Below are 25,587 nucleotides of genomic sequence, written 5' to 3' on the forward strand. Positions count from 1 at the left end.
ACAAACACATGAGGTGCTATTATGAAAAAACGTCAAAGTGGTGTGTTGATGCACATCTCTTCTCTGCCAGGAGCATACGGGATTGGATCATTTGGCCAAACTGCCTATGATTTCGTTGATTTCTTGGTTCGTACGAAGCAACGTTACTGGCAAATCCTCCCTCTCGGGACAACAAGCTATGGAGATTCTCCATACCAATCATTCTCAGCCTTTGCTGGAAATACGCATTTTATCGACCTTGATATCTTGGTAGAACAAGGCTTGCTCGAAGCTAGTGACCTTGAAGGTGTTGACTTTGGTAGCGATGCATCTGAAGTTGATTATGCGAAGATTTATTACGCACGTCGTCCGCTTTTAGAAAAAGCAGTTAAACGCTTCTTGGAAGTGGGTGATGTCAAAGATTTTGAGAAGTTTGCTCAAGACAACCAATCATGGCTTGAACTCTTTGCAGAGTATATGGCGATCAAAGAGCATTTTGACAATCTTGCTTGGACAGAATGGCCAGATGCAGATGCTCGTGCGCGTAAAGCTTCAGCACTTGAAAGCTACCGTGAGAAATTGGCAGACAAGTTGGTTTACCATCGTGTGACTCAATACTTCTTCTTCCAACAATGGTTGAAATTGAAAGCCTACGCTAACGATAACCACATCGAAATCGTTGGTGACATGCCTATCTACGTAGCGGAAGATTCAAGCGACATGTGGGCAAATCCACACCTCTTCAAGACAGATGCCAATGGTAAAGCAACTTGCATCGCAGGATGCCCACCAGATGAGTTTTCTGCCACTGGTCAGCTTTGGGGGAACCCAATCTATGACTGGGAAGCGATGGACAAAGACGGTTACAAATGGTGGGTTGAACGCTTGCGCGAAAGCTTCAAGATCTATGATATCGTTCGTATCGACCATTTCCGTGGTTTCGAATCTTACTGGGAAATCCCTGCTGGTTCCGATACAGCAGCACCTGGTAAATGGGTGAAGGGTCCAGGCTACAAGCTCTTTGCAGCTGTTAAAGAAGAACTTGGTGAGCTAAACATCATCGCAGAAGACCTTGGTTTCATGACAGATGAAGTCATCGAGTTACGTGAACGTACTGGCTTCCCAGGAATGAAGATTCTTCAGTTTGCCTTCAACCCAGAAGACGAAAGTATCGATAGCCCACACTTGGCACCTGCCAACTCTGTTATGTACACAGGAACACACGACAACAATACGGTCCTTGGTTGGTACCGTAATGAGATCGACGATCCAACTCGCGAATACATGGCTCGTTACACGAACCGTAAAGAGTACGAAACAGTGCCACACGCAATGCTTCGCACAGTATTTTCATCTGTTAGCTTCATGGCTATTGCAACCATGCAAGACTTGCTAGAACTAGATGAGTCAGCTCGTATGAACTTCCCATCTACTCTTGGCGGAAACTGGTCATGGCGTATGACAGCAGATCAACTCACACCAGCGGTTGAAGAAACTTTGCTTGACTTGACTACAATTTATCGCCGAATCAATGAAAATTTGGTAGAATTAAAGAAATAAGACAATATCAGGAGACACATAAACATGTTACCATTAAACGAATTTGTACAAAAGCGTTACAATAAAACCATTGCAGAATGTAGCAATGAAGAGCTTTACCTTGCTCTTCTCAACTACAGCAAACTTGCAAGCAGCCAAAAACCAGTCAACACTGGTAAGAAAAAAGTTTACTACATCTCAGCTGAGTTCTTGATCGGTAAACTCTTGTCAAACAACTTGATTAACCTTGGTCTTTATGACGATGTGAAAAAAGAACTTGCTGCTGCAGGTAAAGAGTTGATCGAAATCGAAGAAGTAGAATTGGAACCATCACTTGGTAACGGTGGTTTGGGACGTTTGGCAGCCTGCTTTATCGACTCAATCGCTACACTTGGTTTGAATGGTGACGGTGTTGGTTTGAACTACCACTTTGGTCTTTTCCAACAAGTTCTTAAAAACAACCAACAAGAAACGATTCCTAACGCTTGGTTGACAGAGCAAAACTGGTTGGTACGCTCAAGCCGTAGCTACCAAGTGCCATTTGCACACTTCACATTGACATCTACTCTTTACGATATCGATGTACCTGGTTACAAGACAGCTACTAAAAACCGCTTGCGTTTGTTTGACTTGGATTCAGTTGATTCTTCTATCATCGAAGATGGTATCAACTTTGACAAGACAGATATCGCTCGCAACTTGACTCTCTTCCTTTACCCAGACGATAGCGACAAGCAAGGTGAATTGCTCCGTATCTTCCAACAATACTTCATGGTTTCAAACGGTGCACAATTGATCATCGACGAAGCAATCGAAAAAGGAAGCAACTTGCATGACCTTGCGGACTATGCAGTTGTACAAATCAACGATACTCACCCATCAATGGTGATTCCTGAATTGATCCGTCTTTTGACTGCACGTGGTATCGAACTTGATGAAGCAATCTCAATCGTTCGTAGCATGACTGCCTACACTAACCACACAATCCTTGCTGAAGCCCTTGAAAAATGGCCTCTTGAATTCTTGCAAGAAGTGGTTCCTCACTTGGTACCAATCATCAAAGAATTGGACCGTCGTGTGAAAGCAGAATACAAAGACCCAGCTGTTCAAATCATTGATGAAAACGACCGTGTACACATGGCTCACATGGATATCCACTACGGATACAGTGTTAACGGGGTAGCAGCACTCCACACTGAGATCTTGAAGAATTCAGAGTTGAAAGCTTTCTACGACATCTACCCAGAAAAATTCAACAACAAAACAAACGGTATCACATTCCGTCGTTGGCTCATGCATGCCAACCCAAGACTATCTCACTACTTGGATGAGATTATTGGAGAGGGATGGCACCATGAAGCAGATGAGCTTGAAAAACTCTTGTCTTACGAAGACAAAGCAGCTGTCAAAGAAAAATTGGAAAGCATCAAGGCTCACAACAAACGTAAATTGGCTCGTCACTTGAAAGATCACCAAGGTGTGGAAATCAATACAAACTCTATCTTTGATATCCAAATCAAACGTCTTCACGAGTACAAACGCCAACAAATGAACGCTTTGTATGTCATCCACAAATACCTTGATATCAAGGCTGGTAACATCCCTGCTCGTCCAATCACAGTCTTCTTTGGTGGTAAAGCAGCTCCTGCCTACACAATCGCCCAAGACATCATTCACTTGATCCTTTGCTTGTCAGAAGTGATTGCAAATGATCCAGAAGTAGCTCCACACTTGCAAGTGGTTATGGTTGAAAACTACAACGTTACTGCAGCAAGCTTCCTCATCCCAGCATGTGATATCTCAGAACAAATCTCACTTGCTTCTAAAGAAGCTTCAGGTACTGGTAACATGAAATTCATGTTGAACGGAGCTTTGACTCTTGGTACTATGGACGGAGCTAACGTGGAAATTGCTGAGTTGGTTGGCGACGAAAATATCTACATCTTCGGTGAAGATTCAGAAACTGTTATCGACCTTTACGCAAAAGCAGCTTACAAATCAAGCGAATTCTACGCTCGTAAAGCTATCAAACCATTAGTTGACTTCATCGTGAGTGACGCTGTTCTTGCAGTAGGCAAGAAAGAACGCTTGGAACGTCTTTACAACGAATTGATCAACAAAGACTGGTTCATGACTCTCCTTGACTTGGAAGACTACATCAAAGTGAAAGAGCAAATGCTTGCTGACTACGAAGACCGTGACGCATGGTTGGATAAAGTCATCGTCAACATTTCTAAAGCAGGATTCTTCTCATCTGACCGTACAATCGCTCAGTACAACGAAGATATCTGGCACTTGAACTAATAATTACATAATTTAAACCCGTACCTTGAAGGTGCGGGTTTTTGTCTTATCTGAAAGTTTTAATTACAGTGCTTTCCCAACTAGAATCTCTGCTTCAATGGTAATCTCTGTCAGTTGGCTCCAGTCAATCTTGGTATGGTCAACGTGAAAGAGTAAGGGCGTCATGGCAAGCAGGGCTTGGCGTTGCTCAGCCGAGATAGGTTTTGTTAAGGAAGCAATCTGACTAGATTGGATACTGAAATGTTCCTGGAAATGTTCTTTGATATCTTGGTTGGAATAATCCTTCTTTGTCAGCTGGTCCTGCACCATTTGACGGATTTCTTTGAGGTGATTTTCAGTTGGGATGACCTTGATCAAAATACCGTCTTTGGATAAAACGCGACGGAATTCCCCATAGTTGGCAGGCGAGAAGATATCAAGCAGGATATCCATGCTGGCGTCTTTTATAGGAAGACGAGCCAGGTCGCCGACAAACCAGTTGACCGCCCAGTTTGGTTCGCTCTTGGCAGCGATTTGAACGGAATCTTTTGAAATATCAAAGGCGTAAAAGGTTTTGTCAGAGTGACTTTCTTGGAGCTTGCGAGAGTAGAAACCTTCGCCACAACCGATATCCAAGACTGTTTTTGCGGATGGATTAGTTGTTAGTAAGTCCGAGATACCTTCTAAAATAGCCTGATAAAAACCAGCTTCAAGAATTTGCTGGCGGTTTTGGAAGTTTTCCTTGTCGTAGTTGGCAGATTGCTTGATTTGCGGAGCCAAGTTGACATAGCCGAATTTTGCCAGATCAAAAGAATGGCGGTTGCTACACTTGAGGCTAGACTCTACCAAGGCCAGATTTTCTTGGCAGATAGGGCAGGAAAAGGCAGTCGCAGAAGCAAAACGCTGAAGTTTGGGTTTGAGGTTTGTATTCATAGTTTAAGTGTATCAAAAGAGGCAAATGAAAGCAACTTTAGAAATAAGTAGATGGGAGATTCAGTAGAAATAAAACTAATTCTCCAATTTATAGAATAAAATTGCTTTTATATCTAAATTTCTATATAATAATGATAAGGAGGAAATAAGTATGTTAAAAGAAGTATTAACCGTTGCAAAAGTTGCGAAAAAATCATCACTCTTTTTGGGTGGTGTCGCATTTGGTACCCTTGGTTTGAAAATCTTGGCAAGTAAGGAAGCTAAAAAAGGTTATTCTAAAGCTTTGGCTAAGGCTTACAAGTTGAAAGACGGGCTAGATGCATCTGTTTCTGTTGTGAAACAACATGGAGACGATGTCTTGCAAGATGCCAAATATTTGTACGAGCAAGAGAAAAAAGAAGAGCAATTAGATAGCCTTATAGGAGAATAATATGTCTTTTAAAGTGCTACATAGAGGATACCAACATATCCGACTATCATCTTCTTTTTCACTCACCTTGGATATTCAAGACTATCTTCGTTCCTTGGCGAGAGATGAAAAGGGGATTGAGTCTATCCAGTTTTACATGGATCAACAGCACTTTACTCTACGCATAAAAGAAGGCTTTTCTGTATTAGATAATGCAGAAGCCTTTTTAAAAAGAATTGATAAAGGGAAAGTTTCTGAGTTGATGACTCTTCCCATTCGTAGAGAAGAGAGTGCTTATTCTATTGTTTCAGGTGCAGCGATTAAGCGTGTACTTTTTCGTAGTTTTGTGCCGTATCCTATTCGCTATATATGGACTTGTTATCAGGCTTTGGGTTATATTAGAGAAGCCTATCAAACACTAGCGCGTAAGGAACTAACGATGGAAGTCTTGGACTGTTCGGCGATTTTATTGTCCTTGTTTATGAACCAATCCAAGACAGCTAGCAATATCATGTTTATGCTTGATTTGGGGAATCATTTAGATCAGTGGTCTTTGAAAAAAACTGCAACAGATTTAGAACAAAGCCTTCTTGCAAAAGAGAGCGACGTATTCTTAGTACAGGGCGATACGGTTGTTAGTATCAAGAGTTCCGATGTTCAAATAGGAGATGTCTTGGTCCTATCTCAAGGAAATGAAATTCTGTTTGATGGACAAGTAGTTTCAGGTTTAGGTATGGTCAACGAAAGTTCCTTGACGGGAGAGAGTTTTCCAGTTGAAAAAAGAGAGTCTGATTTGGTTTGTGCAAATACAGTATTAGAAACTGGAGAGTTACGCATTCGTGTAACCGATAATCAGATGAACAGCCGGATTTTACAACTGATTGAGTTAATGAAGAAATCTGAAGAAAACAAGAAAACGAAACAACGCTATTTCATCAAGATGGCGGATAAGGTCGTCAAATATAATTTCTTGGGGGCTGGGCTAACTTACCTATTAACAGGTTCTTTTTCTAAGGCTATTTCTTTCCTATTAGTCGATTTCTCCTGCGCTTTGAAAATCTCTACTCCTGTAGCTTATTTGACAGCTATCAAGGAGGGGTTGAACCGTGAAATGGTGATTAAGGATGGAGATGTTTTGGAGAAATATCTGGAAGTTGATACTTTCTTGTTTGATAAGACGGGAACAATCACAACTAGCTATCCGATAGTTGAAAAGGTGTTACCTTTTGGAGACTATAGTGAGGAAGATATTCTCAGAATCAGTGCCTGTCTTGAGGAACACATTTATCATCCTATTGCTAATGCCATCGTCAAGCAAGCTGAGATAGAGGGGATTGAACATGAGGAAATGCATGGGAAACTCCAATATATCGCAAGCAAGGGGATCAAATCTCATATAGATGGCCAACCAGTTCTTATTGGGAATTATGTCTTGATGCAGGATGAGCAGATTCATATCAGTTCAGAACAAAATGCTTTAATTGAAGAGTACAAGAGTCACTACAATCTCTTATTCTTGGCTTATCAGAATGAATTGATTGGAATGTTCTGCATTCATACTCCTTTGAGAAAAGAAGCAAAAACAGCCTTGGATAAACTTAAGGCACAGGGGAAAAAATTGATTCTGGCAACAGGGGACACCTTGGTTAGGACAGAGGAATTAGTCAAAGATTTGCCCTTTGATCAGGTATATACAGACTTGAAACCTGATGGGAAATTTGAGTTAGTAGAGGAACTGCAGAAAGCAGGTCACACTATTTTGATGGTTGGAGATGGATTGAATGACTCAGCGGCTCTAACCCTATCAGATATCGGTGTGGTGATGAATGAGAGTGCAGATATTTCTAAGCAGATGAGTGATATCTTATTGTTAGATAATCGTTTGGATTTCTTCCAAGAGTTGGATTCGCTATCATCATCTTTGCAAACACTCATTAAGAAGAATATTCAAGATACCGTTGTCGTAAATAGTAGTTTGATTGGCTTTGGCTTGTTTAACTGGCTCAGTCCTTCAAATCTCTCTATCTTACATAATCTAACAACCTTACGCATTGTACTGCGTAGCCTGTCTATTAAGGGATAGGTGGGGACTATTCACAGCAAAAAGGAGTTACCTTTCTCGAGGGTAACTCCTTTGTTTATAGGTAAATGTTGAACAATTTAGTAAGTCAATACAAAGTATTTTTTCTTCCCACGACGGATAACAGTCAGTTCGTTTTCGAGCTTGTCTGCGTCGCTTAAGACATAGTCAAGGTCTTGGATGCGGTCGCCGTTGACGTAGATGGCTCCATTTTGAACATCTTCACGGGCTTGGCGTTTTGAGTTAACCACACCAGATGACACGAGGAGTTCCACGATGTTGTGGTTTTCGTCTGCTTGAACTTGGTAGTTTGGCACTCCACGAAGTCCTTGTTTGAGTTCTTTGACAGAAAGGTTTTTGATGTTTCCTGCAAAGAGTTGCTCAGTGATGTTAAGGGCTTCCTTGTAGGCTTCTTCTCCGTGAACAAGTGTCACGACTTCACGAGCCAAGACTTTTTGAGCCAAGCGTTCGTGTGGAGCTGCTTCAAATCGTTTTCGGATGTCTTCAATTTCATCCAGTGACAAGAAGGTAAAGATTTTCAAGAAGCGAACAGCGTCAGCGTCCATGACATTCATCCAGAATTGGTACATTTCGTATGGAGAAGTCTTTTCAGGGTTGAGCCAAACAGCGTTTCCTTCTGATTTACCAAATTTCTTACCAGTTGCATCTGTAATGAGTGGAACAGTGATAACGTGACCAGTCTTGTCAGCCTTACGACGAAGCAATTCGGTACCTGCGGTCATATTTCCCCACTGGTCAGAACCACCGATTTGTAGTGTTACGTTGTGCTCTTGGTTAAGGACGTAGAAGTCGTACCCTTGCATGATTTGGTAGGCAAACTCAGTGTAAGAAATCCCTGTTTCGATCCGTTTCTTCACAGACTCCTTGCTCATCATGTAGTTGACGGTAAAGTATTTTCCGACATCACGGAGGAAGTCAATGAAGCTGATGCTGCCAAACCAGTCGTAGTTGTTGACCATGACAGCTTTATTTTCACCGTTTTCAAAGTCAAGAAAGCGAGAAAGTTGTCCTTGGATAGACTTGACCCAGCCATCCACTGTGTCTTTTGTTTGGAGACTACGCTCAGCATCTTTGAAGGACGGATCTCCGATGAGACCTGTAGCACCGCCAACGAGCGCATAAGGTTTGTGACCTGCTAACTGCAAGCGACGACTGGTTAAGATTGCGACAAGGTGGCCTAGGTGAAGGCTGTCAGCAGTTGGATCATAGCCGGTATAATAAGAAACTTGACCTTCTTCTAGGGCTTTGCGCAAAGCTTCTTCATCAGTCGTTTGAAAAATCAAACCACGCTCTTTTAGCTCATCAAAAATGTGCATGTGTCTTTTCTCCTTTATAAAATATTGTTTCTACCTATTGTATCACAAACTTGATTAATAGCCTAGTAGAATAGGGAAGAAAGTGGCTATTTTATTGAAAGTTTCCCTTTTATGGTATAATAGAGAAAGCGAGGACATTCATGAAAGAAAGAATTGATGAATTAAAAACAAAAATGCTGCATTTTTTCCAGCAACTAACTGCCAAATGGAAGAAAAAACAAGCAAGTAAAAAGACTGATAAGAAATTAGCTTCTTCTGACAACGTTAGAAAGGTAGGGTCTATTTTTGCTAAGATTTTAAGTGCTTTTAAAGTGACCTTCAACACTCTCTTTATTCTGGCCTTTATCGGTGGCCTTTTTGGAGCTGGTGTGGCTATGGGTTATGGAGTCGCTCTATTTGACAAGGCCCAGGTTCCGCAAACAGAAGAACTGGTCAAACAAGTGAAGGATATTGCCTCTATCTCAGAAATTACCTATGTTGACGGAAGTACCATCGCTTCGATTGAAGGAGATCTATTGCGCACGTCAGTCGCTTCGGAGGCTATCTCAGATAATCTCAAGAAGGCTATCATTGCGACAGAGGACGAGCATTTCAATGAGCACAAGGGAGTTGTGCCTAAGGCCGTTATTCGTGCGACCTTGGGAACCTTTGTCGGTCTAGGCTCGTCTAGTGGTGGTTCGACCTTGACCCAGCAGGTCATCAAGCAACAAGTAGTGGGGGATGCTCCGACCTTGGCTCGTAAGGCGACAGAAATCATAGATGCTCTTGCCTTGGAGCGCGTCATGAGCAAGGACGAAATTCTGACAACCTATCTGAATATTGCTCCTTTTGGTCGCAATCATAAAGGTCAAAATATTGCAGGTGCCCAGCAGGCTGCAGAAGGGATCTTTGGGGTTAAGGCTTCGGATCTAACGGTCCCTCAAGCAGCCTTTATCGCAGGATTGCCACAGAGCCCAATTAGTTACTCCCCTTATGAATCTGATGGTAGTATGAAGAGTGATGAGGATATGGCTTTGGGAATCAAGCGTGCCAAGGATGTCCTCTACAATATGTACCGGACAGGTGCTCTGAGCCAGGAAGATTACGACAAGTACAAGGATTATGACTTCAAGCAAGACTTTCTACCATCAGGTAGTGTCAACGGAAGCTCACGCGACTATCTTTACTTTGCAACCTTGGCAGAAGCTACCGATCGGATGTATGATTATCTAGTTGAGAGAGATCATGTCTCTGCTCAAGAGTTAAAGAATGAGTCTATCCAGAAAGCTTATCATGACCTAGCAACCAAGGAAATTGAAAACGGTGGTTATAAAATTACCACTACCATTAATAAAAACGTGCATGCCGCAATGCAAAATGCGGTTGCGACCTATGGCTATCTGCTAAATGATTCGACAGGCCAGCCTGAGGTAGGAAATGTCCTTATGGACAACCAAACGGGAGCTATTCTTGGCTTTGTTGGTGGTCGTAATTATCAAGAAAATCAGAATAATCACGCTATTGACACCAAGCGTTCTCCAGCTTCAACCACTAAGCCTATACTGGCCTATGGTATCGCGATTGACCAAGGTTTGATGGGAAGTGCAAGCATCTTGTCTAACTACCCGACAAACTTTGCAAACGGCAATCCCATCATGTATGTCAATAGTCCTGGTACAGGGATGATGACCTTAGGAGAGGCCCTCAATTATTCATGGAATATCCCAGCCTACTGGACTTATCGTACGCTTCGAGAGAAGGGTGTCGATGTCAAGGGTTATATGGAAAAAATGGGTTATGAAATCCCAGAATATGGTATTGAAAGTCTGCCGATGGGTGGGGGGATTGAGGTTACAGTTGCCCAGCATACCAATGGGTATCAGACCTTGGCTAATAATGGGGTCTACCACAAGAAACATATGATTGCGAAGATCGAATCGACGACGGGACAAGTGATTTATGAGCATAAAAGTCAACCTGTCCAAGTTTATTCGAAAGCGACAGCGACCATCATGCAGAGTTTGCTTCGCGAGGTGATCTCATCTCGAATTACTTCGAGCTTCCAGACCGACTTGGCTTCCATCAATCCAAGCCTAGCTCGCGCAGACTGGATTGGAAAGACTGGTACGACCAATGAAGATGAAAATATGTGGCTTATGCTTTCTACGCCACGCTTGACTTTGGGTGGCTGGTTAGGTCACGACGACAACCGACCGTTAGCTAAAGGAGCAGGTCACTACCGCAACGCCAATTATATGGCTCACTTGGTCAATGCTATCCAGCAAGCCGAACCTGGCATATGGGGAAATGAGCGCTTTAGTCTAGATCCAAGCGTGACCAAGTCTCAAGTCCTCAAATCGACAGGAGAGAAACCTGGCAAGGTCACAATCAATGGCAAAGAAGTCACCGTTTCAGGTTCTACAGTAATGAGCTATTGGGCTACTAAAGAAGGGGCGCCAGTAACTACTTACCGTTTTGCCATCGGAGGGAGCGATGCCGATTATCAAAATGCTTGGAAGAGCATTTTAGGAAGTTTACCCACTCTTCCTACCCCAACTCTCCCAAGCTCAAGTGGTAGTTCGGGAACAAGCTCATCAACTCGCTCAAATCAATCAAATCGATAGAATAAAAAAGTAGCATGATTCATTCAATAATATTTTTTCATGCTACTTTTTTCTTTTTTCATTTCGTGTTACAATAGGAGAATGAATAAGTATCAAAAGAAGATTTTTAAGGGAACTCTATATTCACTGTTGTCAGGTCTGATTTGGGGAATTTGTGGTATTTTAGGAGAATATTTTTTCGCCCATTATCAGGTGTCGTCTGGCTGGATCACTTCCATGCGCTTGCTAGTGGCAGGGAGTTTGGTTTTAGTTTTATCAGCCTTTCAGTTACGCACCCAGTTATTGGATATCTGGCGGGACAAGAAAAATTATCTGCCTTTTTTAGCCTATGCTATTCTAGGTATTTTTTCTGTGCAGTTTTTCTTTTATCTCTGTGTTGAATATTCGAATGCGACGACAGCAACGATTTTGCAATTTATCAGTCCAGTTTTTATCTTGTTTTATAATCGTATCGTCTATCAAAAGAAGGCTTCTATCACAGCCATTCTCTATGTTTTGATTGCCATGTTAGGTGTTTTTTTGATGGCCACAAAAGGAGATTTGTCCCAGTTATCCATGACTCCCTTAGCTTTGGTCACTGGACTCCTCAGTGCTGTAGGGGTTATGTTCAACGTTATCCTGCCTCAGCGTTTTGCACGTGACTATGGTTTTGTGCCGACTGTTGGTTGGGGGATGTTGCTAGCAGGTATTTTTAGCAATTTTCTTTATCCTATTCATCAGATTACCTTCCAACTTGATGTGACGAGCCTTTTGATTTGTTTTACTATTGCTGTGTTTGGAACGGCTTTTGCTTTTTTCCTTTCGATGAAGGCTGTGCTACTCGTCTCACCTTTAGTTGTATCAGTTGTGAGTGCCAGCGAACCTTTATCTTCCGCATTGTTAAGTGTGCTATTTCTAGGTATGGTTTTGGATGGTTTTCTAGCTTTGGCTATGATTTTGATTATCGTCCCAATGGTTTTCTTATCAATAGAGGAAACGAAGGAAAGGTAAAATGTTCTGTTCGAGTGCTTAAGGCTTCAAATTTGAAGCCTTTTTTGGTAGAATAGGTATCATTATAAGGAACCAGGAGGCGCCTATGACTGCCACAAAAATGAATGCTCAAGAAATTATCCAATTTATCGCCAATGCTGAAAAGAAAACCAGTGTTAAAGTAACCTTTGAGGGACAACTCGCAACTGCTGTACCTAGCTCTGTTGTCAAACTAGGGAATGTTCTATTTGGAGACTGGAAGGACGTCGCTCCGCTTCTCGATGGTTTAGTAGAAAATCAAGACTATGTTGTTGAGCAAGATGCTCGTAATTCGGCAGTTCCCTTGCTAGATAAACGTGCTATCAACGCTCGTATCGAGCCAGGTGCTATTATCCGTGACCAGGTTGAAATTGGTGACAATGCTGTTATCATGATGGGGGCTGTTATTAATATCGGTGCTGAAATCGGTGCAGGAACCATGATTGACATGGGTGCTATCCTTGGTGGCCGTGCTATCGTTGGGAAAAACAGTCACGTTGGCGCGGGTGCAGTTTTGGCAGGTGTGATTGAGCCAGCTAGCGCTGAACCAGTCCGCGTCGGAGACAATGTTCTTATCGGGGCTAATGCAGTGGTTATCGAAGGAGTCCAAATCGGCAGTGGTTCAGTTGTCGCAGCAGGAGCTATCGTTACCCAAGATGTCCCAGAAAACGTGGTGGTAGCAGGTGTTCCAGCTCGCATTATCAAAGAGATTGATGCCCAAACTCAACAAAAAACAGCGCTAGAAGATGCGCTTCGTACTTTGTAATTGTAAAAGTAAAAAAGAGGCGGAACCCTTTTTCCAGCCTCTTTCTGCTATATCGGAGGATAGATAGATGTTAGATTTGATTCAGACTAGACGAGATTTGCACCAGATTCCAGAGATTGGCTTGGAGGAGTTCGAGACTCAGGCTTATTTGCTGGATGTGATTGAGAAATTGACTGCGGGCAAGGACTTTGTCCAAGTTCGAACTTGGCGGACAGGTATTTTGGTCTACTTACAGGGAAGTCAGCCAGAGCGAACCATTGGTTGGCGAACAGACATTGATGGTCTGCCTATTGTCGAACAAACAGGTCTACCTTTTGCTTCTCAGCACCAAGGTCGCATGCATGCTTGTGGACATGATTTTCATATGACCATTGCTTTGGGCTGTCTTGAGCGCGCCCTTGAGGAGCAACCCAAGAACAATCTTCTCTTCCTTTTTCAACCTGCAGAAGAAAATGAAGCTGGCGGAATGCTTATGTATGAAGACGGTGCTTTTGGGGACTGGCTACCAGACCAGTTTTATGGACTCCATGTTCGTCCGGATTTGAAGGTTGGTCAGATTGCGACCAATACCCATACACTCTTTGCAGGGACTTGTGAGGTGAAAATTCGTTTCAAAGGCAAAGGTGGCCACGCGGCCTTTCCGCATGAAGCCAATGACGCCTTGGTGGCTGCTAGTTACTTTGTGACCCAGGTGCAGTCAGTGGTTAGCCGTAATGTCAACCCAATCGAGGGAGCGGTGGTGACTTTTGGAGTTTTCCAAGCTGGAACAACCAACAATGTCATCACGGACACAGCCTTTTTGCATGGAACTATTCGAGCCTTGACCCAGGACATGAGTCTCTTGGTGCAAAAAAGAGTCAAAACAATCGCAGAAGGAGTTGCAGCAGCTTTTGATATGGAAGTCGAAGTGGAGCTTAAGCAAGGGGGCTACCTACCCGTTGAGAATGATCCAGCCTTGGCGCGTGAACTGATGGACTTCTTTGAAGAAAAAGATGGGATTGAGCTGATTGATATCAAGCCTGCTATGACTGGTGAGGATTTTGGCTATCTACTTTCGAAGGTAGATGGCGTTATGTTTTGGCTAGGTATCGATAGTCCCTACGCACTTCATCACCCTCAGATGAGTCCCAAGGAAGAAGCCTTAGCCATTGGAGTGGATGCGGTCTCTAGTTTCCTGAAAAAGAAGGTAGCAGAGTAGAGGTATTGTCTATGAAAGTAGCACTACGTAAGCAAGTCTTGCAAGAAATGATGGCTATTCCTCAGGAGCAAAAAAATACTATGGATCGAGTTTTAACAGAACGATTTTTGAGTCACCCCTTTTACCAAGAAGCCGAGGTCATTGCAACCTATCTCTCTTTTCCGCACGAGTTTCAAACGCAGGAACTAATCGGGCAGGCGCTGAAGGACGGCAAAAAAGTTTTGATACCCAAAACCTATCCCAAGGGGCAGATGGAGTTTGTGGTCTACAATCCGCAGCAGTTAGTAAAAACTTCCTTTGGCTTACTGGAGCCACAGGGCGACTTGGAAGTGGTAGATGCCTCTCAGATTGATTTGATTCATGTTCCGGGCTTGGCTTTTACAACTGAGGGCTATCGGATTGGATATGGCGGAGGCTATTACGATCGCTATCTAGAGAATTTTGCTGGGCATAGCATGAGTACAATCTATCCTTGTCAAATTCAGGATTTCAACTCGGAAGACCATGATATTCCCGTTCAGGAGGTGCTAATCTATGAAGGAAATCTTCGATAAACGCTACCCTGTGACTAGTTTTTTCCTCCTAGTGACAGCTTTGGTATTTCTACTGATGCAGATTACTACGGGTATCAACTTTGATCAAGCCAAAACTTTGCTTCAGTTTGGAGCTATGTATGGACCAATAATTCGCCTGTTCCCTGAGCAGATTTGGCGCCTTTTTTCGGCTATATTTGTGCATATTGGATGGGAGCATTTCATTGTCAATATGATTTCGCTCTACTTTCTTGGACGACAAGTGGAGGAGATTTTCGGTTCTAAGCAGTTCTTCTTTCTCTATCTCTTATCAGGAATGATGGGCAATCTCTTTGTTTTTGCTTTCACACCGAAAGTTGTAGCAGCAGGGGCCTCCACTTCTCTTTACGGACTATTTGTTGCGATTATCGTCTTGCGTTACGCAACTCGCAACCCCTATATTCAGCAGTTAGGGCAATCCTACCTGACGCTTTTCGTGATAAATATCATTGGAAGTATTCTGATTCCAGGAATCAGCCTAGCAGGGCATATTGGTGGCGCAGTAGGTGGTGCCTTTCTAGCAGTCATCTTTCCAGTTAAATGGGAGAGAAAGATGTATAGTACCAGCCAGCGAATCGGAGCAACCGTACTTTTTATCGCACTAGCCGTTTTCCTATGCTATAAGGGAATGAGCTATGTGTAGAGGGAATAGTTAAAAGCGAGCACCGATTCGGTTGCCAATAAGTCATCTGCAAAGATGGCTTTTTTATTGCAAGCTTCAACAAAAAAAAGCCCTTATTTAAGAGCTTTGTTTTTCTTCTATTTCCCCTCAGCTAACTCTTTCCCAAGTTGGATGAGGTAGTCTTTCAAGTCGTCTTTGACTTGTGGGTGTTTGAGAGCGTAGTCGATGGAGGTTTTCATAAAGCCAAACTTGTCCCCGACATCGTAACGAGCCCCCTTGAACTCACGAGCAAATACACGTTGTGTTTTATTGAGGGTGTCGATCGCATCTGTCAGCTGAATTTCATTTCCTGCACCTGGAGCTTGGTTCTCGAGGATTTGGAAAATTTCAGGTGTGAGGAGGTAGCGTCCAATAATAGCAAGATCGCTAGGAGCGTCCTCTGGAGCAGGTTTTTCAACAAAGGTTTCAACACTGTAAAGGCCGTTTTTCCCTTCGCCTTGCGGAGCAATAACCCCATAGGCAGATACTTCATCGTGAGGGACAGGCATGACAGCGATAGTAGACGCGTGGGTACGTTCATAGTCATCCATGAGTTGTTTGGTGAGCGGAACAGCCTTTTCATTAGTGATATCCATCAAGTCATCCCCAAGCATCACGACAAAAGGTTCATTTCCGACGAAAGCCTTGGCTTGCAAAACGGCATCGCCGAGACCACGTGGATGCGTTTGGCGGATAAAATGTAGGCGCATGCCAGTTGTTTCATCAACTAGCTTCAAAAGATCTGTTTTCCCTTTTTCTTTGAGGTTGTATTCCAATTCGAAGTTTGAATCAAAATGGTCCTCAATGGAACGTTTTGACTTACCAGTAACAACCAAGATATCTTCGATTCCAGATTTGAGGGCTTCTTCAACGATAAATTGGATGGTTGGTTTATCTACGATTGGCAACATTTCCTTGGCCAAGGCCTTGGTTGCAGGGAGGAAACGAGTTCCCAATCCAGCTGCAGGGATGACTGCTTTTCTGACTTTTTGTTTCATAATGTTCCTTTCCATAAGGGTCTAAGACCATTCGTTTTCTGCTTTAAATTCGTTGTTCATGATGTCATTGATTGCTTCTTTGATATTGACACCTTCATAGATAACTCGATAAATGGCTTGTGTGATTGGCATGTAGACACCCAATTCCTGAGCCAGTTCGTAAGCTGCTCGAGTCGTTGAAATTCCTTCAATGACCATGCCCATGTTGGCTTCGATGTCTGCGAGGGATTCTCCACGACCGAGAGCGTCACCTGCCCTCCAGTTACGAGAGTGGACAGATGTCCCCGTTACGATCAAATCACCAACTCCAGAAAGACCGCTATAAGTCAGAGGATTAGCTCCAAGAGCGACACCTAGACGGGTGATTTCTGCCAAGCCACGGGCGATGATGGCTGCCTTGGCATTGTCGCCAAATCCTAGGCCATGTAGTGCCCCAGCGCCAACTGCGATGATGTTTTTGAGAGCCCCAGCGGTTTCAACTCCGATAACATCCGTATTGGTATAGAGGCGGAAGTAGTGATTGCTAAAGAGATTTTGTACGTACTGGGCAGTTTCAAGATCTTTAGAGGCTGCAGTGATCAAGGTAATATCCCGTACAATCGTTTCCTCAGCGTGGCTTGGTCCTGAAACAACGACAATGTCACTACGGAGGTCAGCTGGAATTTCCTCTTCCAGAATGGTTGATAGGCGTTTGTGACTATCTGGTTCCAAGCCTTTGGAGGCATGCATGATGACAACCTTGTGATTGAGTACCTTTGCTACTTGTTGGGCAACCAGTCTCGTTACTTTTGTTGGGACTACAAATAAAACAGCATCCACATCCTTTAGTGTTTCTTCCAAGTCATGGTATGCCTTGATGTTTTCGTCGAGTAGGATGTCTTTAAAGTAGCGTTTGTTTGTATGTTGGCTATTGATTTCATCGATTTGGTCAGGAATATTTCCCCAAATCCGAACCTCGTGTCCATTGTCGTTTAGGACCTGCGAAAGGGCAGTTCCCCAAGAACCAGGACCCAAGACAGCGATGGTTTGTTTCTTCATCTTCTCCTCCTTTTAAGAGTTCTTCTTTTCATTTTACCATAAAAAGCCTTTTCATGCATTACTTGCGAGTGAAAGCGCACTAATTTATAATAAGAAAACGCCTTTGACAAGATTCCTCTTTTTTGCTAGAATAGCATCAACATGAAAGAATGAGAGGAGCTGGCGAATTTCGTCACTCCCTTTTGTCTATCTGATTAGGAGGAAGTATGCTGATTGAAAAAATTAAAGCCTATAAATGGCAAGCCTTGGCATCCTTTGTGATGACAGGCTTGATGGTTGCGAGCTCGCTCTTGCAACCTCGCTATTTGCAGGAGGTTTTAGATGCTCTACTGGCTGGCCAACATGAGGCGATTTATAGTATTGGGGCATGGTTGATAGGAGTAGCCCTCGTGGGTCTGGTTGCAGGTGGTGTCAATGTTATTCTTGCAGCCTATATCGCTCAGGGAGTATCTTCGGATCTTCGGGAAGATGCTTTTCGTAAGATCCAAACCTTTTCTTATGCCAACATTGAGCGGTTTAATGCTGGAAATCTGGTTGTCCGCATGACCAATGATATCAACCAAATTCAGAACATGGTGATGATGGTTTTCCAAATCCTTTTCCGTCTTCCTTTGCTTTTTATCGGTTCCTTTATCTTAGCGGTTCACACCCTGCCTTCGCTTTGGTGGGTAATTGTCCTTATGGTAGTGCTGATTTTTGCGCTTACAGGTATCATGATGGGGATGATGGGGCCGCGCTTCGCCAAGTTTCAAACTCTTCTTGAACGAATTAATGCCATCGCCAAGGAAAATCTACGTGGTGTGCGTGTGGTCAAATCCTTTGTGCAGGAAAAAGAGCAATTTGACAAGTTTACTGAGGTCTCAGATGAGCTTCTGGGACAAAATATTTATATTGGCTATGCCTTTTCAGTAGTGGAACCTTTTATGATGCTCATTGGGTACGGAGCGGTTTTCCTCTCCATCTGGTTGGTTGCGGGAATGGCTCAGTCGGATCCGTCAGTCGTTGGTTCTATTGCTTCCTTTGTTAACTATCTCAGTCAAATTATCTTTACAATCGTCATGGTTGGATTTTTAGGGAATTCTGTCAGTCGGGCTATGATTTCGATGATGCGTATCCGTGAGGTTCTAGATACCGAGCCAGCGATGACTTTTAAGGATCTTCCAGATGAGGATCTAGAAGGAAGTCTCTCTTTTGAAAATGTGACCTTCACTTATCCTACCGATGAAGAGCCCATGCTTAAGAATGTAAGTTTTGAAGTTGCACCAGGTCAGATGGTCGGTGTGGTGGGAGCGACTGGGGCAGGTAAGTCCACCCTTGCCCAGTTAATCCCACGACTTTTTGATCCACAGGAGGGCTCTATCAAGATTGGTGGCAAGGACATTCGAGACGTCAGCGAGGGAACCTTGCGTAAAACAGTTTCCATTGTCTTGCAACGTGCTATTCTCTTTAGTGGGACCATTGCAGATAATCTTCGTCAAGGAAAAGGCAATGCCAGCGTGTCAGAAATGGAACGTGCGGCGCGGATTGCCCAAGCCAGTGAATTTATCGGACGCATGGAAAACAAATTTGAGAGTCAGGTTGAAGAACGGGGCACCAACTTTTCTGGTGGACAAAAACAACGGATGTCGATTGCTCGAGGGATTGTCAGCAATCCCCGTATCCTGATTTTTGACGATTCGACTTCAGCCTTGGATGCCAAGTCAGAGAGACTCGTTCAGGAGGCTTTGAATAAAGACCTGAAAGGGACAACAACGATTATCATCGCTCAAAAAATCAGTTCAGTCGTCCATGCAGACAAGATTTTGGTCTTGGACCAAGGACGCTTGATTGGAGAAGGAAGGCATGCAGACTTGGTAGCTAACAATGCCGTCTACCGCGAAATCTACGAAACACAAAAGGGAAAGGAGGAATAAAATGAAAACCGTTCGATTTTTCTGGAATTATTTTAAAGTTTACAAGCTCTCCTTTGTCATTGTGATTCTGATGGTTGCAGTTGCGACGATTGCCCAAGCCCTCTTTCCAGTTTTTTCAGGTCAAGCAGTGACCGAACTTGCTAATCTAGTCCTAGCCTATCAAAATGGCACTTCAGAACTAGCCTGGCAGAGTTTGTCAGCTCTGATGCTGAATCTAGCCATGGTTGTGCTGGTCTTGGTTGTGTCCAGTTTGATTTACATGATTTTGATGACCCGTATTATTTCTGAGTCAACTAATGAGATGCGTAAGGGCCTCTTTGGCAAGCTTTCGCGTCTGACTGTTTCTTTCTTTGACCGCCATCAAGATGGCGATATCCTTTCACGCTTCACTAGTGACTTGGACAATATCCTTCAGGCTTTCAATGAAAGCCTAGTTCAGGTCATGAGCAATATTGCTCTTTACATCGGCTTGATTTTTGTCATGTTTTCAAAAAATGTGACGCTGGCGCTAATTACCATTGCCAGTACACCAGTAGCCTTTCTCATGCTGGTTTTTATTGTAAAAATGGCTCGCAAGTACACCAACATCCAGCAACAAGAAGTCGGAAAACTCAATGCCTACATGGATGAAAGCATCTCAGGTCAAAAGGTTGTCATCGTTCAAGGAATTCAAGAAGACATCATAGCAGGATTTGTGGAGCAAAATGAGCGCGTGCGCAAGGCGACCTTTAAGGGGAGAATATTCTCAGGCATCCTCTTTCCAGTTATGAATGGGATGAGCTTGGTCAATACGGCCATCGTCATTTTTGCAGGTTCAGCCTTCTTGCTGAACGATCCAAGTATTGAAACAACGACAGCCCTAGGTTTGATTGTCATGTTTACCCAATTTTCTCAGCAGTACTACCAGCCGATTATCCAGGTGGCTGCGAGTTGGGGAAGTCTTCAGTTGGCCTTTACTGGAGCGGATCGTATCCAAGAAATGTTCGATGCAGAAGAAGAGATTCGCCCGCAAAATGCCCCTGCCTTTACGGAATTGCGAGAAGGCGTTGAAATCAGTCATATTGATTTCTCTTATGTGCCTGACAAGCCGATTTTGAAAGATGTTAGCATTTCAGCTCCTAAGGGGCAGATGATAGCAGTTGTAGGTCCGACTGGTTCAGGGAAAACGACCATCATGAACCTCATCAATCGTTTCTACGATGTGGATGCAGGTAGCATTTCCTTTGATGGGAAAGACATCCGTGGCTACGACTTGGACAGCCTGCGGAGCAAGGTCGGGATTGTCTTGCAGGATTCGGTCTTGTTTAGTGGAACGATTCGGGACAATATCCGCTTTGGTGTGCCAGATGCCAGTCAGGAAATGGTCGAAGCAGCTGCCAAGGCAACTCATATTCATGACTACATCGAAAGCTTGCCTGATAAGTATGATACCCTTATTGATGATGAGCAAAATATCTTCTCGACTGGTCAAAAACAATTAATTTCCATCGCTCGAACCCTGATGACAGATCCTCAAGTCCTAATCTTAGATGAAGCGACTTCCAATGTCGATACCGTAACAGAAAGCAAGATCCAGCATGCTATGGAGGCAGTAGTAGCAGGTCGAACTAGTTTTGTCATTGCCCATCGTTTGAAGACCATCCTCAATGCCGATCAGATTATTGTCCTCAAAGATGGAGAGGTCATTGAACGTGGAAATCATCACGAGTTACTCAAACTCGGTGGTTTCTACTCGGAACTGTATCACAATCAATTTGTTTTTGAATAAAAAAGAAAGTTGTCCTCGTGGGCAACTTTTTCTTGCCCATAAAAAATACTTATCACGGTCTTTAAAAAAACATATTAGACAGGAAAAGGTTGGAGTGATAAGATAAGACTGTCGCAAGAAAATCGAAAGGAGACACATCATGGCTAGAACGGTTGTAGGAGTTGCTGCAAATCTATGTCCTGTAGATGCAGAAGGGAAAAACATTCATTCATCTGTATCCTGTAAATTTGCAGAGAGCATTCGTCAAGTCGGAGGTCTCCCTTTAGTGATTCCTGTTGGAGATGAGTCCATTGTGCGCGATTATGTGGAAATGATTGACAAACTCATCTTGACAGGTGGGCAAAATGTCCATCCTCAGTTTTATGGAGAGAAAAAAACCATCGAGAGCGATGATTACAACCTAGTGCGTGATGAGTTTGAACTGGCTCTTTTGAAAGAAGCTCTTCGTCAGGACAAGCCCATTTTGGCAATCTGTCGTGGTGTTCAGCTGGTCAATGTTGCTTTTGGCGGTACTCTCCACCAAGAAATTGAAGGTCACTGGCAAGGCTTGCCTTTTGGGACATCTCATTCTATTGAGACAGTGGAAGGAAGCGTGGTGGCTAAGTTGTTTGGCAAAGAAAGTCAGGTCAACTCAGTTCATCGACAAAGTATCAAAGATCTGGCACCTAATTTCCGTGTGACAGCTATTGATCCAAGAGACCAGACCATCGAAGCGATTGAGTCTATCGACGAGCATCGTATCATCGGCTTGCAGTGGCACCCAGAGTTCCTGGTCAATGAAGAAGACGGCAATTTAGAACTGTTTGAGTATTTATTAAATGAATTGTAACGGTTAGAGTCTCTAGCCGTTTTTATTCGCCCTTTCAGAATTTTTATATTTTAGCATTTTTACGCAAACGTTTGAATCATGATAAAAATTGGGCAAATTCAATAAAAAAGCTTGAAAAAATCGAAGGTAAGCGTTATGATAGAAAGGAAGAAATTTTGGAGGATTATTATGTCACATATTAAATTTGATTATTCAAAAGTTTTAGACAAATTTATTGCCCCACATGAAGTGGAATACATGCAAGCACAAGTAACAGCTGCAGACGAATTGATTCGTAAAGGAACTGGTGCTGGTAGCGACTTTTTGGGTTGGTTGGACCTTCCTGAAAACTACGACCGTGAAGAATTCGACCGCATCTTGAAAGCTGCTGAGCAAATCAAATCAGACAGCGATGTTTTGGTGGTGATCGGTATTGGTGGATCATACCTTGGTGCTAAAGCAGCCATCGACTTCTTGAACCACCACTTTGCAAACTTACAAACAAAAGAAGAACGCAAAGCTCCACAAATCCTTTACGCTGGAAACTCAATCTCATCTACTTACCTTGCTGACTTGGTAGAGTACGTAGCTGACAAAGATTTCTCAGTAAACGTGATTTCTAAATCAGGTACAACAACAGAACCAGCAATTGCTTTCCGTGTCTTCAAAGAACTCTTGGTTAAGAAATACGGACAAGAAGAAGCTAACAAACGTATCTATGCAACAACTGACCGCCAAAAAGGTGCTGTTAAGGTTGAAGCAGATGCCAACGGTTGGGAAACATTTGTAGTCCCAGATGACATCGGTGGACGCTTCTCAGTATTGACAGCAGTTGGATTGCTTCCAATCGCTGCATCAGGTGCTGACATCAAAGCCCTTATGGAAGGTGCCAACGCAGCTCGCAAAGACTATACTTCAGACAAGATTGCTGAAAATGAAGCTTACCAATACGCAGCAGTTCGTAACATCCTTTACCGCAAAGGCTACGCTACTGAAATCTTGGTAAACTACGAGCCATCACTTCAATACTTCTCAGAATGGTGGAAACAATTGGCTGGTGAGTCAGAAGGGAAAGACCAAAAAGGTATTTACCCAACTTCAGCAAACTTCTCAACTGACTTGCACTCATTGGGTCAATTTATCCAAGAAGGAACTCGTATCATGTTTGAAACAGTTGTTCGTGTTGACAAACCACGTAAGAACGTGATTATTCCTACTTTGGAAGAAGACCTTGACGGACTTGGTTACCTTCAAGGAAAAGACGTTGACTTTGTAAACAAAAAAGCAACGGACGGTGTTCTTCTTGCCCACACAGACGGTGATGTACCAAACATGTACGTGACTCTTCCAGAGCAAGACGCTTTCACTCTTGGATACACTATCTACTTCTTCGAATTGGCAATTGCCCTTTCAGGTTACTTGAATGCCATCAACCCATTTGACCAACCAGGTGTTGAAGCCTACAAACGAAACATGTTTGCCCTTCTTGGGAAACCAGGGTTTGAAGAATTGAGCAAAGAACTTAATGCACGTCTATAATAGAAGAAAAGAGTGGCTTGACCACTCTTTTTACTCTCTTTATCCGTAGAAATTGGACTCAGGCGAGACTTGTGATATAATATAGAAAGCAAAAAGGCAGACGCCTAGAGACTTTATAGGAGAAACTATGTCAAAAGATATCCGCGTACGCTACGCACCAAGTCCAACAGGACTACTACACATCGGAAATGCCCGTACAGCATTATTCAACTACCTCTACGCACGCCATCATGGTGGAACTTTTATCATTCGTATCGAAGATACAGACCGTAAACGCCATGTTGAGGATGGTGAACGTTCACAGCTTGAAAATCTTCGTTGGTTGGGGATTGACTGGGATGAAAGCCCAGAAACTCATGAAAACTACCGCCAATCAGAGCGTTTGGAACTCTATCAAAAATACATCGATCAATTGCTAGCCGAAGGAAAAGCCTACAAATCTTACGTTACAGAAGAAGAGTTGGCAGCTGAGCGCGAACGCCAAGAAGCAGCTGGTGAAACACCACGCTACATCAATGAATATCTTGGCATGAGCGAAGAAGAAAAGGCGGCTTACATTGCAGAACGTGAAGCAGCTGGTATCATCCCAACTGTCCGTTTGGCTGTCAATGAGTCTGGTATCTACAAATGGCACGATATAGTCAAAGGTGATATCGAGTTTGAAGGTGGCAATATCGGTGGTGACTGGGTTATCCAAAAGAAAGACGGTTACCCAACTTACAATTTTGCTGTTGTGATTGATGATCACGATATGCAAATTTCTCATGTTATCCGTGGAGATGACCATATTGCTAATACTCCAAAACAACTCATGGTCTATGAAGCGCTTGGTTGGGAAGCACCAGAATTCGGTCACATGACTTTGATTATCAACTCTGAAACGGGTAAAAAATTGTCTAAACGGGACACCAATACCCTTCAGTTTATTGAAGACTACCGTAAGAAAGGCTATCTTCCAGAAGCTGTCTTTAACTTTATCGCCCTTCTTGGCTGGAACCCTGGTGGGGAAGACGAAATCTTCTCTCGTGAGGAATTGATTAAACTCTTTGATGAAAACCGCCTCAGCAAGTCTCCTGCAGCCTTCGATCAGAAGAAACTAGACTGGATGAGCAATGACTACATCAAGAGAGCTGATCTTGCGACAATCTTTGAAATGGCTAAACCTTACTTAGAAGAAGCAGGGCGTTTGACTGACAAGTCAGAGAAAATGGTAGAACTCTACAAGCCACAGATGAAGTCAGTTGATGAGATTGTTCCGCTGACAGATCTTTTCTTCTCAGATTTCCCAGAGTTGACAGACGCTGAGCGCGAGGTTATGGCAGGAGAAACCGTTCCGGTTGTTCTAGAAGCCTTCAAAGCGAAACTAGAAGCAATGACAGATGAAGAATTTGTGACAGAGAATATCTTCCCACAAATCAAAGCAGTTCAAAAAGAAACAGGTATCAAGGGTAAAAATCTCTTCATGCCGATTCGTATTGCTGTATCAGGGGAAATGCATGGTCCAGAATTGCCAGACACCATTTTCTTGCTCGGACGTAAAAAGTCAATCCAGCATATCGATAACATGCTGAAAGAGATTTCTAAATAAAAGGACTGTCAATGGATATCTGGGAAAAGATGTATGAAGAAGCACGAACTTTATACAATCCTCATGAAGTTTCTGACTTTGTTTATGCAAACCATGTAGTTGCCGCGGTAGAAGCGGAAGATGGTCAGATATTCACAGGATTTTGTATGGAGGGCACTTGTGGCGTTTTTCATCTCTGTGCAGAACGAGCGGCTCTCTTCAATATGTATCAATTTTCAGGACAAACTAAAGTTAAGAAAATCCTTGCTTTTCGAGATAAAACTCCTTACGGCGAAGGATCAGGTATGCCCTGTGGTGCCTGCAGAGAATTTCTCTTAGAACTAAATGCTGAAAATAAAGAAGCAGAGTTCATGATGGACTACGAAACAAGAAAAACAATTAAGGTTGCCGAATTGATCCCGTACTGGTGGGGAGAGGAACGTGCGACTAATTGGCAAACAAAATAGAGAGAGTCAGTTAAACTGGCTCTTTTCTATTATCATAGAAAAATTTGTATAGGAGATTAAAAAAAGTCCTTGACAAAGTAGGAAAAGTAGGTATAATAGAAAGAGTTGAAAAGCTCAAGGT

Annotated in this window: 20 protein-coding genes; 16 read left to right on the forward strand and 4 right to left on the reverse strand. The window is 43.2% G+C overall.

What is annotated here, in order from left to right; all coding sequences use genetic code 11:
- The first annotated feature begins 21 nt into the window (after positions 1-21).
- Positions 22-1,539 (forward strand): 4-alpha-glucanotransferase, encoded by a 1,518-nt coding sequence (gene malQ, locus E2R31_RS00540; RefSeq protein ID WP_049478973.1) that lies wholly within the window; start codon positions 22-24, stop codon positions 1,537-1,539.
- 24 nt (positions 1,540-1,563) lie between these two features.
- Positions 1,564-3,822, forward strand: a complete 2,259-nt coding sequence (gene glgP, locus E2R31_RS00545; protein ID WP_049490093.1) for a glycogen/starch/alpha-glucan family phosphorylase — start codon at positions 1,564-1,566, stop codon at positions 3,820-3,822.
- Between the two features lie 63 nt (positions 3,823-3,885).
- Here glgP and E2R31_RS00550 read toward each other — a convergent pair whose 3' ends face one another.
- Complete coding sequence (locus tag E2R31_RS00550) at positions 3,886-4,734, reverse strand: putative RNA methyltransferase (protein ID WP_001095534.1); 849 nt, start codon at positions 4,732-4,734, stop codon at positions 3,886-3,888.
- Between the two features lie 151 nt (positions 4,735-4,885).
- Here E2R31_RS00550 and E2R31_RS00555 point away from each other — a divergent pair, with 151 nt between their 5' ends.
- Positions 4,886-5,164, forward strand: a complete 279-nt coding sequence (locus E2R31_RS00555; protein ID WP_000910910.1) for a DUF6110 family protein — start codon at positions 4,886-4,888, stop codon at positions 5,162-5,164.
- A 1-nt stretch (position 5,165) separates the two neighbouring features.
- The gene (locus E2R31_RS00560) at positions 5,166-7,226 is read left to right on the forward strand and encodes a heavy metal translocating P-type ATPase (RefSeq protein ID WP_000008776.1); all 2,061 of its coding nucleotides are present in this window, start codon (positions 5,166-5,168) and stop codon (positions 7,224-7,226) included.
- A 77-nt stretch (positions 7,227-7,303) separates the two neighbouring features.
- On the opposite strand, the gene tyrS is transcribed toward E2R31_RS00560, so the two are convergent.
- Positions 7,304-8,560 (reverse strand): tyrosine--tRNA ligase, encoded by a 1,257-nt coding sequence (gene tyrS, locus E2R31_RS00565; RefSeq protein ID WP_132972281.1) that lies wholly within the window; start codon positions 8,558-8,560, stop codon positions 7,304-7,306.
- Positions 8,561-8,700: 140 nt separating this feature from the next.
- On the opposite strand from tyrS, the gene pbp1b reads away from it, so the two are divergent.
- From pbp1b to E2R31_RS00595, 6 genes are all read left to right on the forward strand, one after another.
- Positions 8,701-11,163, forward strand: a complete 2,463-nt coding sequence (pbp1b, locus tag E2R31_RS00570; RefSeq protein WP_132972283.1) for a penicillin-binding protein PBP1B — start codon at positions 8,701-8,703, stop codon at positions 11,161-11,163.
- Between the two features lie 81 nt (positions 11,164-11,244).
- Complete coding sequence (locus E2R31_RS00575; RefSeq protein WP_125416796.1) at positions 11,245-12,153, forward strand: DMT family transporter; 909 nt, start codon at positions 11,245-11,247, stop codon at positions 12,151-12,153.
- Between the two features lie 85 nt (positions 12,154-12,238).
- On the forward strand, positions 12,239-12,937 hold the full coding sequence (gene dapD / locus E2R31_RS00580; RefSeq protein ID WP_000127460.1) for a 2,3,4,5-tetrahydropyridine-2,6-dicarboxylate N-acetyltransferase: 699 nt from the start codon (positions 12,239-12,241) through the stop codon (positions 12,935-12,937).
- A gap of 67 nt (positions 12,938-13,004) precedes the next feature.
- Positions 13,005-14,135: an N-acetyldiaminopimelate deacetylase gene (locus tag E2R31_RS00585; RefSeq protein WP_132972285.1), complete on the forward strand. Its 1,131-nt coding sequence runs from the start codon at positions 13,005-13,007 to the stop codon at positions 14,133-14,135.
- Positions 14,136-14,146: 11 nt separating this feature from the next.
- Positions 14,147-14,689 (forward strand): 5-formyltetrahydrofolate cyclo-ligase, encoded by a 543-nt coding sequence (locus tag E2R31_RS00590; protein WP_132972287.1) that lies wholly within the window; start codon positions 14,147-14,149, stop codon positions 14,687-14,689.
- A complete protein-coding gene (locus tag E2R31_RS00595) occupies positions 14,670-15,350 on the forward strand; it encodes a rhomboid family intramembrane serine protease (RefSeq protein ID WP_132972289.1) in 681 nt (226 codons plus the stop codon). The genes E2R31_RS00590 and E2R31_RS00595 overlap by 20 nt, the downstream gene beginning before the upstream one ends.
- A gap of 116 nt (positions 15,351-15,466) precedes the next feature.
- Here the strand turns inward: E2R31_RS00595 and galU are convergent, their stop codons facing one another.
- Both galU and E2R31_RS00605 read right to left on the reverse strand, forming a co-directional pair.
- Entirely contained in the window at positions 15,467-16,366 is a 900-nt protein-coding gene (galU, locus tag E2R31_RS00600) for a UTP--glucose-1-phosphate uridylyltransferase GalU (protein ID WP_132972291.1), read from the reverse strand.
- A gap of 21 nt (positions 16,367-16,387) precedes the next feature.
- Entirely contained in the window at positions 16,388-17,404 is a 1,017-nt protein-coding gene (locus E2R31_RS00605; protein WP_000745019.1) for an NAD(P)H-dependent glycerol-3-phosphate dehydrogenase, read from the reverse strand.
- 206 nt (positions 17,405-17,610) lie between these two features.
- Here E2R31_RS00605 and E2R31_RS00610 point away from each other — a divergent pair, with 206 nt between their 5' ends.
- The 6 genes from E2R31_RS00610 to E2R31_RS00635 all read left to right on the forward strand — a co-directional run bounded on the left by E2R31_RS00610 (position 17,611) and on the right by E2R31_RS00635 (position 25,466).
- The gene (locus E2R31_RS00610) at positions 17,611-19,317 is read left to right on the forward strand and encodes an ABC transporter ATP-binding protein (protein ID WP_084947356.1); all 1,707 of its coding nucleotides are present in this window, start codon (positions 17,611-17,613) and stop codon (positions 19,315-19,317) included.
- A gap of 1 nt (position 19,318) precedes the next feature.
- Positions 19,319-21,085, forward strand: coding sequence for an ABC transporter ATP-binding protein (locus E2R31_RS00615; RefSeq protein WP_132972293.1), 1,767 nt, complete (start codon positions 19,319-19,321; stop codon positions 21,083-21,085).
- 139 nt (positions 21,086-21,224) lie between these two features.
- Positions 21,225-21,914, forward strand: a complete 690-nt coding sequence (locus E2R31_RS00620) for a gamma-glutamyl-gamma-aminobutyrate hydrolase family protein (protein WP_132972295.1) — start codon at positions 21,225-21,227, stop codon at positions 21,912-21,914.
- Between the two features lie 168 nt (positions 21,915-22,082).
- The gene (locus E2R31_RS00625) at positions 22,083-23,432 is read left to right on the forward strand and encodes a glucose-6-phosphate isomerase (RefSeq protein ID WP_132972297.1); all 1,350 of its coding nucleotides are present in this window, start codon (positions 22,083-22,085) and stop codon (positions 23,430-23,432) included.
- Positions 23,433-23,559: 127 nt separating this feature from the next.
- Positions 23,560-25,020, forward strand: a complete 1,461-nt coding sequence (gene gltX / locus E2R31_RS00630; protein ID WP_132972299.1) for a glutamate--tRNA ligase — start codon at positions 23,560-23,562, stop codon at positions 25,018-25,020.
- A gap of 11 nt (positions 25,021-25,031) precedes the next feature.
- On the forward strand, positions 25,032-25,466 hold the full coding sequence (locus tag E2R31_RS00635) for a cytidine deaminase family protein (protein WP_084947347.1): 435 nt from the start codon (positions 25,032-25,034) through the stop codon (positions 25,464-25,466).
- The last annotated feature ends 121 nt before the right edge of the window (positions 25,467-25,587 follow it).

It is taken from the genome of Streptococcus downii (genome assembly GCF_004353325.1).
Taxonomy (GTDB): domain Bacteria; phylum Bacillota; class Bacilli; order Lactobacillales; family Streptococcaceae; genus Streptococcus; species Streptococcus downii.